Genomic DNA, 14,836 nt, shown 5'->3' with positions numbered 1-14,836 from the left:
AAATATATGACAACGAAACAACTCATACAACTGCTACCTAAAGTAGTTAAATACAACCTGAAGATCATTTTTGCAGGGAAGTTCATCTGGTTCTTGTTGGCAGCCTTTGTCTTTTTTGCTTACTTCATGTTCCAGTCTGCCTGGAATCGGGCGGAGATCAACGAGGGCCTTATTTATAATCTGTTGATGTTCCCCTGTGTGTTACTTGTTTTCTATCCGGCCGTTTTCGGTATCCAAAACGATGAGGACAACCGTATATTGGAGATATTGTTCGGTATCCCTGATTATAAGTACAAGGTTTGGGGAGTACGTCTACTGATGATCTATGTGGCTATATTCTTTATCCTTGTCGCTTTTTCCTATGTGGCGACATTATTGCTTTATCCGGTCAACCCGTTTGAAATGTCCATTCAGTTAATGTTCCCATTAGTCTTTTTCGGAAATCTGGCCTTTATGCTATCTACCATTACCCGTAGTGGTAATGGGACGGCGGTGCTCACGATAATCCTGGCAATCCTTCTGTTGATAACCAGTGAAATGGATATAATAGAACGCTCCTTTTGGAATATCCTATTGAACCCATTCAAAGTCCCGGAAAACTTCCTGCCGGTGATTTGGGAAGGACTTATTGTAAAGAATCGTATTTTCCTTTTGATAGGAGGGATCGTCTGGATGATGATAGGGCTACTGAATTTGCAGAAGAGGGAAAAGTTTATATAAAGAAATAGGCACAGATTGCAGTAGTATTCATGCGACCTGTACCTAACTGTTTATTCACTGTATTTATCTAACCAACGTTTTCCTGCTGGAGATTTAATACTGACTGCTTGTTCGCCTTTTTCTAAGCCCTTCCTGCTCCTTTTAATCGTTAATAAGGGAGATACTACCTGTTAAGAAAGGAGATATTATGTGTTAAGTCCTTACATTTTGTTACTACCCTGTACACCCTGGCAAATTATCCTGTACACCCTGCGCGGGCAGCCTGTACACCCTATTCGGCTACCCTGTACAGGCTGGTTTTAATAAATAAAGACTTAACTCTTAGTTTATCAGGACTTAACACGTAGTTGTCAGACTTTTAACAGATAGTCTTTTAGCAGCACTGATGACAGATGACAAACTCCATTGCAAATAAAAAAAGTATCTGCCATGCCCTTATCCACTGAATGACTACGTGTTACATCAGCAAATGACAGATGACAGATACTTTTCTAAAAACTTTGTGTAGAGCTTGCGGCAGCAAGCATTATGCCGGAGCGATACGAGGCATGAACAAAGGCTCCTTTTCCAGTTCGGCATGGAGCATTTTTAATAACAGATTTGATTTCAGTTCTTTTGCTTCCGGGACATCCCACAGGTTTTTCAACTCTTTAGGGTCGTTAATCAGATCGAACAACTCGCCATACGTTTGATTCATATAAATTGTGAGCTTATATTGCTCATCTATATAGCTTTTAGCATAAAATTTGGTCGGTTGGAAATGGTTTTCAACAAGAACGTGTGTCCTGGCCTTTTCTTTTTTACCGCACCATACTTCACTCTGATCTATACCTGTCATCGTTAGCGGTTGAGTGATACCCGCGAGACTTAGGAATGTCTGTGCCAGATCGACTGTCGATAACATCGCCGATGAACGCCCGCCTGCCTTTTCCCCTCCCGGGACGGCTACGATACAGGGGACACGGAGCAGGTCTTCATAATGATGGATCGCTTTCGCTATCAGTCCGTGCTGACCGTAGAAATGACCATGGTCGGAGGTGAAAACGATAACTGTATTCTTTGTCAAATCCAATTCATCCAGTTTATCCAGTATCTTGCCTATGTAATGGTCCATCATGGAGATCATACCATAATAAGTGGCCATATTCCGGGCTCTCGACTCTTTTGTAGAGAGCTGCGAATGAGCTCCGTGAACCCATGACGGTCTGTCTTCGCCCTCTTCTTTCAGATAAGAGAAATCAGGATTGCGTGTTTGCGTCAATTTAAAATGAACCGGTTTATCATCGAATTCTCCGGGTGTAAATTCTGGCACATCCATATCTTCCGGTTTGTACATGGAAGCCCATGGCTCAGGTACCAGATAGCTGGGATGTGGGTCGAAGAAGCTCGCCCAGAGGAAGAACTTTGCATTTTTTTCTTTATACCCTTCCAGCATCTTATTGGTACGTTCTGCGATCCAGGTATCGTAATGGTACTTTTCGGGAATGTTCCAGACATGGTATTGAGGGTCGCTGATCCCTGTCGGTTTACGGAACCAGTCACGCCAGTTCGTACAGCCGTTGTCTTCCAGCCAGATACCGTAATGTTGTCCTACATGCGGTTCGTCGGTATGATTACGGGTAAGTTCTACGTGCTCGAATCCATAGAAAGGACCGTTGAACTTACGCCAGAAGTCAAATTCCTGTAATATTGGGTATGCTTCGCAGGAAGGATATTCTTCACTTCCTTTCAACGGTTGGAAATGGGCTTTGCCGATCAGGGCTGTACGGTATCCGGCCTTTTGGAAACAATCGCCGACGGTAAGCTCATTTTCAGGAAGCTTGGTTCCCAGTGACCAGGCACCGTGCTGACTGGCATATTTACCTGTAATAATACTGGCACGGGTCGGTGTACTGGTCGGGTTGTTACAATAAGCCCTGTCGAAGATGATACCCATTTTAGCTAACCTGTCCAGATTGGGTGTCTTTATCTGAGGGTTATTATATCCCATACACATATAGTGATGCTGATCACTCGTAATCAATAGAATATTACGATCGGTCAGGCAGTTCTTTTCCAGTACCGTTTTTCCTCCGAACTCTTTTTCATAAATCTTTTCGAGACGAGGATCGATATAATGCAGATCCCTGTTGGAAATAGCATTATTCAAAACCTCTGCATTCAGAAAGGAAGAAGGGACGGCACAGCCAAAACCTATTGATGCTAAAAAGGTACGTCTTTTCATGGCTTAAACTTTATTATTTATATCTCGTCCGGCCAGGGGCAGGGTTTACCTGTTGCTTTGAATGAAGGACGTTGGGCATCCATTTTACGTAATTGCTTGCCCAGGTCTTTGGATAGCTTCTTTACCAGTTTGGGATGAGTGGCGGACAGGTCGTTCTTTTCTCCTATATCGTCGGGGATGTTGAACAATTCTTTCTTTCCGGTCTCATAATAATAGATCAGTTTCCAGTCCCCTTGGCGGATCGTGCAGGTCGCTCCGATACCCGGACCGGTGTTTCCCCAAAGGTTCGGGAAGTTCCAGTAGAGGCTGCGGCCTTTCGAAGGATCGCCGGTGTTGGTCAGTAACGGCATGAAGCTGACACCGTCGACAGGCTGGATCGTTTTGTATTTCTTTATGCCTGCCATTTCAAGGATGGTAGGGAAGAAGTCTTCGATGATGAGATATTTGTCAGTCTTGGTTTGCGGCTGTACTTTTCCCGGCCAGCTGACGATCATCGGTTCGCGGACACCGCCTTCATAGGCAGAACCTTTACCGCTGTTCAGCGGAGAGTTCTGGGTATGGGGGACACCGTCACGCCATTCCGGTTCGGCAGCAAGTCCGCCGTTATCCGACATGAAAAGGATGATGGTATTATCTGCCAGGTTATTCTTCTCCAGGTAATCCATGATATCTCCCAGGCTCTTATCCATTCCTTCGATCAGGGCGGCATAAGCAGCCTCTTTCTCTCCTAGCCCTTTATCAACATACTTCTGGTAGAAACGCATGTCCTTGTCGATCGGGACGTGGATGGCGTAATGTGACATATACAGGAAGAACGGCTGGTCGTATTGTTGTGCCTTATCCAATGCTTTCATGGCTTTCTGGGTTAAGGCTTCCGTGATGAAGATATCTTTTCCCCAATACTCATCCAGTCCGGGAACAGCGAACCAGGGACTCGGTTTGCCGTCTGTCCGGTTACCGAAATTGGCTTCTCCCAGATAGCTTGCCAGTCCGCCACCGGCATGTCCTGCAATATTCACTTCAAAGCCAAAATGATACGGGTTCTCTCCCGGTGTATCGAGAGCTCCCCAATGTGCCTTCCCGCAGTGGATAGTATGATAACCGTTATCTTTCAGTATTTGGGCCATAGAAGTGACCTGGTAGGTATGTTCGATGCCGGGAACTTCGCAGATACCGTTCACATTCCAGTCCGGTAATTCCAGTACATCGCTTTTACGGTCGGTGGAGGCATTCTTCGGATAGGTCCAGTTCGTTACCCGGTGACGGCCGGCATTCATACCGGTGTAGAGGCTGCAACGGCTCGGCGAACTGATACTGGAAGCATACGCCTGGGTGAACATCATTCCCTGGCGGGCGAGACGTTCCATATTGGGCGTTTCATATATTTCGTTGTAATGTGTCTTTTCCTTCCAGAAGGGGAGGGAAGTATCCTGCCAGCCCATATCATCTACTAAAAAGAGAATAATATTCGGCCGGTCCTGCGGTTTTGCCGCTTCGGCTTGTCCTGTTGTTCCCAGTAAGGGAATTGCAGCCAGGGAAAAGAATAGTCTCTTGTTCATATTCGTATCTTTTGAATGTTATTTATCGATTGTTATTTTTCCCGGAGCAGATACCGGGATGCTCCGCAGTTCCTGTTTATTTCCTGATTCTACCCATACTTTGACGATACCCGGACAGAGGACATCCAGCGTGAGTTGTTTGTCATTACGGGTAAGGATGCGGACTGTCGACGGCGAAAGGAATTTTTCCTGTACACCGATGACCGCCCAACCGTTGGCAACAGGGCAGAGATGGTACAGTTGGTCGGTGAAACCTTCCAATGTGATTTGTTTATCCGTAGTCAGTTCGGTGGCAGCCTGTTTAGCCCAGTCATAAAGGATGATCTGTTGATCATTGGGGCTTGCTTTCTCCGTCATCGTCTCACGTAGCAGATAATCGGCTTTACTGATCATCGCTTGCACGTTATGATACCGGGGAGAGGTGTTCAGGTTATAGCATATCAGCGATACGGCTTCATCACCGGTAGGGGCAAATACCCGGTAAGCTTTGCCGTCCTGCAGCGGGTTCGTGATAACCGATTCGGGTGTCGGTATGGCAGGAGCCTCGGGACGGAAAAGCTTTCCTTCCTCATCGATTAGTGGCAATATGTTTTCTTTGATAAAATCAGCGGGAGAGTCCGACAGATAAACCGGACCGCCGGACAGGGCTTTCGACCGGGCCATCAGACTTCCGCAGATGGTATCGCAGGAATGGAACATATCATGGTCGGGCCATACGGTCTGCCCTTGCAATAACGTATTGGTATAAGACTGGAACAGATGCGATTTCGCCATGTTCTCGTCATATTTCTTGTAATCGATGCTGACACGGGTTACACTACTATATAATGTATGGTCGATGTTCAGGATATTCTGTGCCATACAGTTCATCAGGCCGACTTGTTGATTGTGCGTTTGCTCTTCCAATGCCAGGTTACATGCTTTGGCCTGTCGTATAACTTCCGTATTTCCCATGTAAAGGGGCAACAGGAACGACTGGTTATCTATTTTAAGGAAGTCGAAGCCATAGTCTTTCAATGTTCCGACATAATATTGGTAGAATGTATCTATATTCTTTTTACTTGTCCCCGGAAGCATACTGCCGTTGTAAAGATAGAGTGATTGTTTTACCTTTTCCGAAAAGTTATTTTCCGGAGATATGCCTAACCAATAACCGCAGAAATTATACCATAGTCCTATCCATTTGACCTTGTTGTCTTTTTTCCGTGCCATGATATTCTTCCATCCGTTAGGAAATCTCTCCTTATCCGGAATAAAACTGGTAAGTTGACGATCTTTATTAGCCAAATGACCGTCATCTATCAATACGTAACGGATGGGAAGACCGGACGCTTCGATGCCATCGAGGTCATTCAGCATTTTGGTTTCGTCTATATCATAATGGTAGTGTTCCCATGAGCACCATCCCAGATATTTAAAGGCCTCGAAATAGTCTTTGTCTGTTCTTTTCCGGAGTGCAGATACCTTTTTATTATCTATTAATGCGGCGTAAGCTTTCCGGATGGCTTCATAAGTCGTCGGACCTTTTTCGACCAGTAAAACAGGTGCTTTTGATGGTAGACAGTCTGTTCCCAAAGTAGAAAGATAGACGGTGAGTGAACCGTCTTTATTTACCTGAAACCAGCTGATACTGTTTTCGGCGGCTACCGCTTTGGCATGCAGGAATTGTCCGTCGGATAATTTCAGTAGTAATGCATCGCCTGATACGGAAGGTGCCCCGTTGGAAGGAATACCAGGATAATCATCTTTTGTCAGGTCTTCCAATCGGTTGAACACCCACGGTAACAACCGGTTGGTGTTATTTGGCCATTGATAATCGCCCGGACGGGAGTCACGGCTGAAGAAGATACCTTGTTTATATGCCGGGATCGTTACTCGGTAGGCAATGGTTTGTTGTTTTGCCGGTATGTTCTTTTCGTAGAATACGGGGGATTGCAGTTCTTCTATATTTACTGCTTTATCCATCTGTACGGCAGTTATATCGTTGAACATCTTTCCTTTTTCGTAAGTAAAAGAAGTTTGTCCTTTCATACTGGTACTGATGATTGCACTTCCAAGTAATATGGAAAGTAGATATGCTTTGTTGTTTTTCATAGATTTCTATTTAACGTTATAGACACTGAAGTTGCGTATATCCGGTTGTGCCACCGATTGAGAGACCGTCAGGCGTAGAGCTGATGCTTCGACTGCCGGGAATTGCTCGATACGTTTATGTCCGACCGACTCGCCCTCGCAGACGGTTTGCCATTTACCGTTTACTTTGGCTTCTACTTTATACCGGCGGATACGTTCGCCATTAGCGATATTCTCCTGGATGATGCAATGGTTGACAACCTGCGGTTTGCCCAGTTTCAGTGTCAGGCTTTTCTTTTGTCCCGATGCAGAGGTTATAGGAGAGGAGAAACGGCGGTTGATCTCGTCGCCCCATTCTTTCAACCGTTGCACATCGCCGGCAGGGATCAGTCCGGTCGTATCGGGAGTCAAGCCGACGATCAATGTGGCATTCCTTCCGACCGACTTGTAATACATGTTCATCAGGCTGTCTACCGGATAGACGGTATTCTCGTCGTCCGGCTCCCAGAACCATTCATGCCGCCCGTTCATGCCACGCAGCGGGGTGTCTGCCATAGCCGGAACCCAGTATGCACCGTCCTGGTCACCATGTTTCAATAGATCGTTGTGGTTGCGGCTTCCTTCCGTGTTGTTACTGTGTGAGTAAGGGTAGGGGAAAGAGGACCAGCAGGGATAACCGACCGTACCCGACTCGGAACCGCCCCAACGGAAGTCCGCCCGGTCTACATTATGATAGAAAAGGCATTCAGGCTGGTACTTGGTGACGATGGGCAATACATCCGGCCCGTCGCCTTTCGGATCGTCTGCGCCACCGTCAAACCAGATCATAAACAAATCACCGTAGCGGCTGCACAGTTCTTCCACCATGCGCTCGCAGAAATGTTTATACCATTGTTGACGGTTGGCGGCAAACTCTCCTTCCCCCTGTACCTTGAAATTATGAACGCCAAAAAGTGAATTCCATCGGATGCCGACATAGATGCCGGGCATTATATCGTATTTTCTACATGAATTGACGAAGTCGCGGATGATATCCCCTTTGCCGTCGCGCCATTTCAACGCTTTCAGACAATACGGATTGACATCGCTCTGGTAAATGGCGAAACCTGTCTCATGCGTTGCCGTCAGTACGGCGAACTTGGCTCCCGCCGCTTTGGCAGCCTGTACCCATTGATCGGTATTCAGTTGAGTCGGATTGAAGATATTATAATCCTCTATCGGCTGGACGCGGTTGTTACCTTGACCGTATTTAATGCCGTCGAAGACATGGAGGTCATAATGGAAGACGACACCCATTTCCGATTCGTGCCACTTCAACTGGTGAGGTGCCGGGCGAGGTATCTCCGTTTGTTGTCCCATTGCCGGGAGAAAACTTGCTATCAATAAGATTACCAGATAAAAACGTGTATTCATGTGTATATTATTTACAGACAGTTTATAAAAGGATCGTTTGTCTTTTTCAACCAGTCTTTTAACTGGCTGGCAAACTGTTTAATCAATTCCGGCTGATCGGATGCAATATTGTTTAGTTGGTACGGGTCTTGCTCGCGGTCGAACAGTATCCACTCGTCAGTCTGGCCGTTTGTAGCGTGTACTGCAAATGTATATTTTTTTGTCCGGAAACCTCTGTAGCCAGTCGTTAAATTTTCAGAGGAGACTTGATAATAAGGCTGTATTACCTCCTGGACGTTGTCGGGAGAAAGGATGGAAGCAGACAGGTCGAATGTTTCCACTTCGGCAGGTATCTCTTCCCTGAAGCCCATTAACGACAATAGTGAAGGATAGAGATCGGCAAAACCGATCATCAGTGTCGAGTCCCGGCGCGGTGCGATCTTCTCCGGCCAGGTAAGTATCATCGGGACACGCATGGCTTCCTCGTAGTAAATATTCTTTCCGATATGATCGTGCATCCCCATGCTGTCGCCATGATCGGAGGTGAATACCACGATAGTATTGTCGAAGAGATCCCGCTCTTTCAGTGCACGGATAATGCGGCCGATCTGGTCGTCGACGCCGGTCATGCAGGCATAATAATCCAATACGCTTTGCCGGTAGAAATCACCGTATTCCGTTCCTTTCGGTGCGATGATGGGAGAGTTGCATAGTGATTCGACATCTACATTCCGATATACTTCTTTGTATTTGTCGGGAACCAGGTCGTAACCGGTGTGAGGCGGGTTCATGGATACGACCAGGGCGAAGGGTTTATCCCCGTCGCGGAGTTTATTATCTTGATTGGCGATATAGTCGATGGCCCGGTCGGTTTCGTATTCCGGTCCCCATTGGTCTACGAAATAGAATTCCTCGCGGCTGGCATCCGTATTCCAGTACATAGGCTTCAGGTGATAATCGTAGGTGCCGTAGGCGATCCAGTGACTGAAGCCGTGACGACGGTCCTTGGGACACCATTCGTTCCAGGCTATTTTTCCTTTGTTGTTATTTGTTTCGATGTAAGGTTGGTAAGGGGCATCCAGATGCCATTTGCCGATGTATCCCAATTCATATCCCTGATCTTTCAGGACGTCCGACCAGCAACGAGCCGAGGTGGGCAGTTCGACATGATAAGGTGTATTATCCGAATTACAGTTACCCGTAACCTTGCTGCCGATCGGATACCTGCCTGTCATCAGCATTCCACGGGCGGGCGAAGATACAGGATAGCTGCTGATCGCATCCGTAAAATGTACGCCTTCGGCAGCTAACTTATCCAGATTGGGAGTCTGTACGGGTTCTACACCCAGATAACCGATTGCCTGGCCGCGCCATTGGTCGGCCATGATGAAGACGAGATTGGGTGTATCAGCCTTTTCCTTTGCCTGCAACTGGTTGCAAAACAGGCAGGAAGTAATTAATAATATCTGTTCAGGGAGATGTTTCATATTTTTCAATCTTGAATATATTAGATACGATAACCGTAACAGTGTTATTACGATGGTCGTCACAACGGTGTTACGGTGAGCATAACAGTAGTGTTACGATGATCGTAACAAATATATGGTATTTTGGAGGGTGTGCCGGCTGGTTGTTCGTTTGATTTGACACACCCTCTCAAAATTAATCGTTCGGCAAATGCTTCTCAGCTTCTGCTTACTTCAACGCGCTTGATCCTGCTTGTACATCCCAACCCGGGTTCTGATAAATGTACGCAGTACCGATATCGCCACCCTTATCCGGCGTACTCAGACGGATCACGTCGTAAGCAATAGGGGCCAGGTAATGAGCCTGCATGAAAGTATATCCGTTGAATGCCTTGTTGTTCTTGTGTATCTGGTACGGGCGGATATATTTATTTGCCCGGCTGGATACGTTCGGTTCGTCGGCTTCGCCTTCGGGTTTCAGCTCTCCTGCATCGTACAGTTTGTAGTTTTCATCCCAAAGATTGAAGCCTTCTACCTGGTAATTTTTCATCTTATCGAGTGACCTCCAGCGGTATAAATCGTCCAGGCGCAGACCTTCTGCAATGAATTCGATGCGTCTTTCACGGCGGATATTATATAAAGTAGCGTCTACCGTATTATCACCGGAATAAACAGCAAGGTCATTCTCTTTTGACAGGTCGGTTGCCGAGATCGTTTTCTGGAAATCGTTATCTACCTGGGCGCGGTCGCGCAGAGCTTTCCAGTAAGCAGTACTTTTAGCATCCAGGTTATGATCGAGTACATAATTGGCTTCGATATAATTCAGGTAAGCTTCTGCAGCACGGAAGATTACGCATCCTGTGTTACCCGGTAACGTCGGCCCCATGCTGGCATCCTGATTCAATCCTTTACGGATGCAATAGCCGGTTGTATTTTTAGTTTCTGTATTGATCGTGAGCCCCGGACGGATAAAGTTGTTACGATTATTGATCGGGTCACCCGGGATACTGATGGATTCGCGGAAACGGTTGTCACGATTTGCTGTAACATCTTCCAGCGTTTTATCGCCTTTGTAGCCGGATCCGGAGGCATAAATAGGTAAACCGTTTTTCATTAATACACTTTCAACCAGTGAACGGGTGTATCCGCTATTGCCGCTGCCATTACCGCCTACGTCTACTGTCTGCAGGTAGGATACTACATAATGGAATACTTTCAGGTCGATGTCATAGCGTCTCCAAAGTAATACTTCTTTCTTGTCTGACAGGTCGACACTATTAAACATACTTGAATAGTCTTCCAGAGGGAATGCATCGGCTACGATTTGTGCGGAGCTTTTTGCTTCCGAGAGGAAGAAGTTTATTTCTGAATTCAGGTCGATGTTGAAGTCTTTCAGGTAGCTGGCATTCGCTCCCGGCCACCCTGGTCCGCCGGGGACACGGTCGGTTCCTGCATGATATTTTAACCAGGTTCCTTCGTAGAGAGCTACTCTCGATTTAAGCAGTAGCGCTACGTATTTTGTCAGACGGTTTGATTCGGGGGCTGTTGCTTTCATCATTTCGGCGGCTGTGTCCAGATCTTTCAGAATGAAACGGGCAACCTCATTTTGCGGACGGCGCTGGTTAGCTTCGGCCAGTTCTGTATAATCATCCGAAAGTACTTTGTCTACTATTGGAAAATCGCCGTATTTCTTCATGAAAGTGAAATATTGGAAAGCACGGAAAAAATACATTTCACCGATGTAATGGCGGATATTGGCATCCGTACCGCTGATCTTACCTTCTTCGTATTTAGGTAACACGGTTTCAAGGAAATAATTACAGTCACGGATCTTTTTGAAATCCCATTCGCCACTGGTCGGTACACGACGTTCACCGGGGACGAAGTTATCTTCTTCTTTAGCCGCACATTGATTGTCGCTGTTGTTGTCTGTTTTGAAAACACCGATGTTGTATTCTCCCGGCTTATGGGCGGGAAGGGCGTCATATTGAGCGGCACCGAAGCTGGCCAACTCGGCTTCCGTGTTCAGATAGTGTTCCGATGTGACGGAGGATAGCGGTTCTCTGTCCAGGAAATCGTTACATGCAGTAAAACAGAAAGCTCCTGCAGCAAGAGATAATATAATGATTGATTGTCTTTTCATGATGTCTTTAATTTTAGAATGAAACATTTACTCCGCATGAAAGCGTTCTGGAAAGGGGATAAATCTTACCGTTACCCCAGGAACCGCCAACAGCTTCAGGATCGAATACTCCGAAGATAGAAGAGATGGTAAACAAATTGTCACCGGAGAAATATACACGTACTTTGCTAAGGCCAATCTTATTGACTAAATAAGTCGGTACGGTGTAACCGACCTGCAGGTTCTTCAGGCGCAGATAGGCTGCACTTTGTAAATAGCCTGTTTGCGTCTTCTGGTTCTTATCCGCGTTGCTGTCGAAATAAGGCTTCGGGAAATAAGAATTCAGATTTGCTCCCATTGCATCGCCTTCCGGACGGAAGTAGTCAAAATGCTCTTTATAGCCGATAGATTGCCATAATCCACCGGTTGCACCCCAGAAGAAGTTTCCATTCAGCCAGATATCACGTTTGCAAACACCCTGGAAGAATGCGCGGAAGTCAAATCCGTTCCAATCGGCACCTAATGTGATACCCACCTGGTAACGTGGTGTTTCATTTCCGATAATCTTGCGGTCGCCCGGATCGCCTACTGTATTTGAACCGGTCGAGATTTTACCGTCATTGTTCAGGTCTTTATACATGATGTCGCCTGCTCCCCATTTGCTACCGATCTCAGACTGGTCTGTTGTAGCCAGATGAGCCTGCATTTCTTCGTCAGTCTTAGCAATTCCGATGGTTTCGAATCCCCAGATATCACCCATATACCTTCCGTTATAAGGTACATATTCTATGTTACCGTCTGAATTTTTCCGGTCGATGATCTGTGCCTCGTTTGGATATTTAGTGATTTTGCTTCTTGCATCCGCCAAGGTAAATCCGATTGTATATCCAACTTTGCCGATACGGTCGTTCCAGTTCAGGGCTAACTCCCATCCGTTGGTCGTCATGGCTGCATTGTTGATACGCGGTAGTTTGTCATTGTCTATACCGATGATGGATGATTTTTCTTCCGGAGGACCAACCATGTCATCCGTGTTACGTTTAAACCATTCGATAGAACCTGACAGACGGTTGCTGAAGGCACCGAAGTCGACACCTACGTTGGTCGTCGTGATCTTTTCCCAGGTCATCAGGTCGCTGACCATCAGGGGGGCTGTTGCCGTGGTCGGCATTTGTCCGGCGATCAACCATTTACCATTCTTCATTCCTAGTGGCTGAGCCGGGTAGAAGGGGTAAAAATCTTTTGTATTCTGGTTGCCTAATTTACCCCATGAGAAACGAGGTTTCAGTGTGCCTACATAATCGGAAATCGATTCCCAGAAGGCTTCACGTGCAATGTTGTATCCTAAAGAGAAAGAAGGGAATACATTCCAGCGTTTATCTTTCAGGAAGCGGGATGAACCGTCGTAACGAACATTGATTTCAGCCAGGTAGCGTCCGTCATAGTCATAGTTCAGACGTCCGAAGAAACCGGCGGTTGCCCATTCTTTTTTGTTGGCTGCTGTATAGTCTTTACCCATACTGGCATCGATACTGGGTACTTCATCGCTGATGACATCGTCGCGTCTGGCATAGACGTAATTTTGTTTATACAACTCGGAGTTGAATCCGACCATTACCTTGAAGTTGTTTTTTTGGACAGACTTGTAGTAATCGGTGTATAAACTGGTGGTCAGTAGATTATTGTCCTGTGCCGAGGACCAGGCATAGGTAGCGCCTGGTCCGTATGAACCGGCAAATGCCAGGGCAACAGGCTCGTTGTCTGAGTTGTATTCATAAATTTTAGCCAGGTTTTCGTCTTTGTTTATATGTTCTGCTTTCAGGCTTACATCTCCGCGGATGTTCCAGTCTTTGACAGGAGTGATCGTAAAATTAGCCTGTGTATAGATAATGTCTTTTCTGCGTTTGTAGCGTCCGCCATCCTCTATCTGGATGATTTTGGAATTACGCATATAATGACCGTTCGGATCTTTGAAAGGCATAGTAGGCCATGTTCTTGAAATATCATGATAATACAAGCCGACACTAACCCCGTTGGCTGTGTTATCCGGATCGTCATTTGCATATGTCGGACGATCGAGTTCTTCACGGATGAAACGAGTGTTGATTCCTATTTGCAGCCAGTCGTTTACCTGTGAATTGATTTTAGCAGAGGCATTCATACGTTTGAAATCATCATCTCCATAACGCATGTTACCGCCTTGGTCCATGAAAGCACCGGACATGAAATAGGTAAGCTTTTCCGTACCTCCGCTCACATTTACATTGTGTTCTTGTGTAAAACCTGTTTTAAAATGGTTACGTGCCCAATTCTGGTTATCGTTTGCTTTTTGGTGGAATTCATACATTCCGTTTCCCGGATTGGGTACGGTCGTTGTCGTGATTTCTCCTCGCTGGTACGCCAGGATTCTTCCAATGGTTTCATCATTGAAAGGTACATTCTGACCACTGTTTAATGCAGCAGTATTAAAAAACATGGCAAACGTGTAAGAATCCATCATATCCGGCAGGTTTGTAGCCGTTGACCAACGGAAACTGTTGCTATAATTTACTTGAGCTTTACCGCTTTTGCCACTTTTAGTGGTAATCAAAATAACGCCGAACGGTGCACGTGAACCATAAATACTGGACGCAGCAGCATCTTTCAATACAGAGATGCTTTCGATATCGTCCGGATTCAAAGCATTCATATCTCCTTCGATACCGTCTATCAGGATCAGCGGAGAGTCCGTCGAGCCTTCGCCGATGGTTCCTGTACCACGAATGTTTACTTTTAAAGCGTTACCCAGTGCACCTCCCTGATTGTTGAGTGACATGTTCAACCCGGGAACGACACCCTGCAAAGCCTGTCCTACCTGAGCAACAGGGCGGGATAACAACGCTTTGTTGTCGACAGTGGAAACGGCACCTGTCAGGTTTACTTTCTTTTGTGAACCGAAACCTACGACAACGACTTCATCCAGCGCTTGAGTATCTTCTCCCAGTTGGATGGTCAGGACGGTTTGATTTCCGTCCAACTTGATCGTTTGTGTCTGGTAACCGATGTAAGAAATGTTTAATACATTGCCTTTGGAGGCGTTGATTGAAAACTTACCGTCGATGTCTGTGACGGTTCCGTTTGTGGTTCCTTCTACCAATACGGAAGCTCCGATAACGGGGTCACCGAGGCTTTTGTCGATAACAGTACCAGTAATGGTAAGCTGCTGCGCGTATATATAAGATATACTGGTAAGCAGCAGCGCGATTAATAACGTGACTCTCTTCTTCATTCTCTTTTAGTT

At 46.2% G+C, this 14,836-nt stretch carries 8 protein-coding genes; 1 reads left to right on the top strand and 7 read right to left on the bottom strand.

Going from position 1 to position 14,836, the window contains the following annotated elements:
- Window positions 1–6 precede the first annotated feature (6 nt).
- On the top strand, window positions 7–720 hold the full coding sequence (locus tag BQ7394_RS23545) for a hypothetical protein (RefSeq protein ID WP_075559620.1): 714 nt from the start codon (window positions 7–9) through the stop codon (window positions 718–720).
- Between the two features lie 526 nt (window positions 721–1,246).
- Here the strand turns inward: BQ7394_RS23545 and BQ7394_RS23540 are convergent.
- The 7 genes from BQ7394_RS23540 to BQ7394_RS23510 form a co-directional block, all read right to left on the bottom strand.
- Window positions 1,247–2,944, bottom strand: a complete 1,698-nt coding sequence (locus BQ7394_RS23540; RefSeq protein ID WP_082212150.1) for a sulfatase family protein — start codon at window positions 2,942–2,944, stop codon at window positions 1,247–1,249.
- 17 nt (window positions 2,945–2,961) lie between these two features.
- A complete protein-coding gene (locus BQ7394_RS23535; RefSeq protein ID WP_075559619.1) occupies window positions 2,962–4,503 on the bottom strand; it encodes a sulfatase in 1,542 nt (513 codons plus the stop codon).
- An 18-nt stretch (window positions 4,504–4,521) separates the two neighbouring features.
- Window positions 4,522–6,597, bottom strand: coding sequence for a Sip1-related alpha-galactosidase (locus BQ7394_RS23530; RefSeq protein ID WP_075559618.1), 2,076 nt, complete (start codon window positions 6,595–6,597; stop codon window positions 4,522–4,524).
- 6 nt (window positions 6,598–6,603) lie between these two features.
- Window positions 6,604–7,935: an alpha-L-fucosidase gene (locus BQ7394_RS23525; RefSeq protein ID WP_394333718.1), complete on the bottom strand. Its 1,332-nt coding sequence runs from the start codon at window positions 7,933–7,935 to the stop codon at window positions 6,604–6,606.
- A gap of 65 nt (window positions 7,936–8,000) precedes the next feature.
- A complete protein-coding gene (locus tag BQ7394_RS23520) occupies window positions 8,001–9,455 on the bottom strand; it encodes a sulfatase family protein (RefSeq protein ID WP_075559616.1) in 1,455 nt (484 codons plus the stop codon).
- Window positions 9,456–9,663: 208 nt separating this feature from the next.
- Window positions 9,664–11,577, bottom strand: a complete 1,914-nt coding sequence (locus tag BQ7394_RS23515; RefSeq protein WP_075559615.1) for a RagB/SusD family nutrient uptake outer membrane protein — start codon at window positions 11,575–11,577, stop codon at window positions 9,664–9,666.
- A gap of 13 nt (window positions 11,578–11,590) precedes the next feature.
- Window positions 11,591–14,824, bottom strand: coding sequence for a SusC/RagA family TonB-linked outer membrane protein (locus BQ7394_RS23510; RefSeq protein WP_075559614.1), 3,234 nt, complete (start codon window positions 14,822–14,824; stop codon window positions 11,591–11,593).
- Between the last annotated feature and the right edge of the window lie 12 nt (window positions 14,825–14,836).

The organism is Parabacteroides timonensis (genome assembly GCF_900128505.1).
GTDB lineage: Bacteria > Bacteroidota > Bacteroidia > Bacteroidales > Tannerellaceae > Parabacteroides > Parabacteroides timonensis.
The sequence above is the reverse complement of the archived record's forward strand: the minus strand, read 5'-3'. Positions and strand labels throughout refer to the sequence as shown.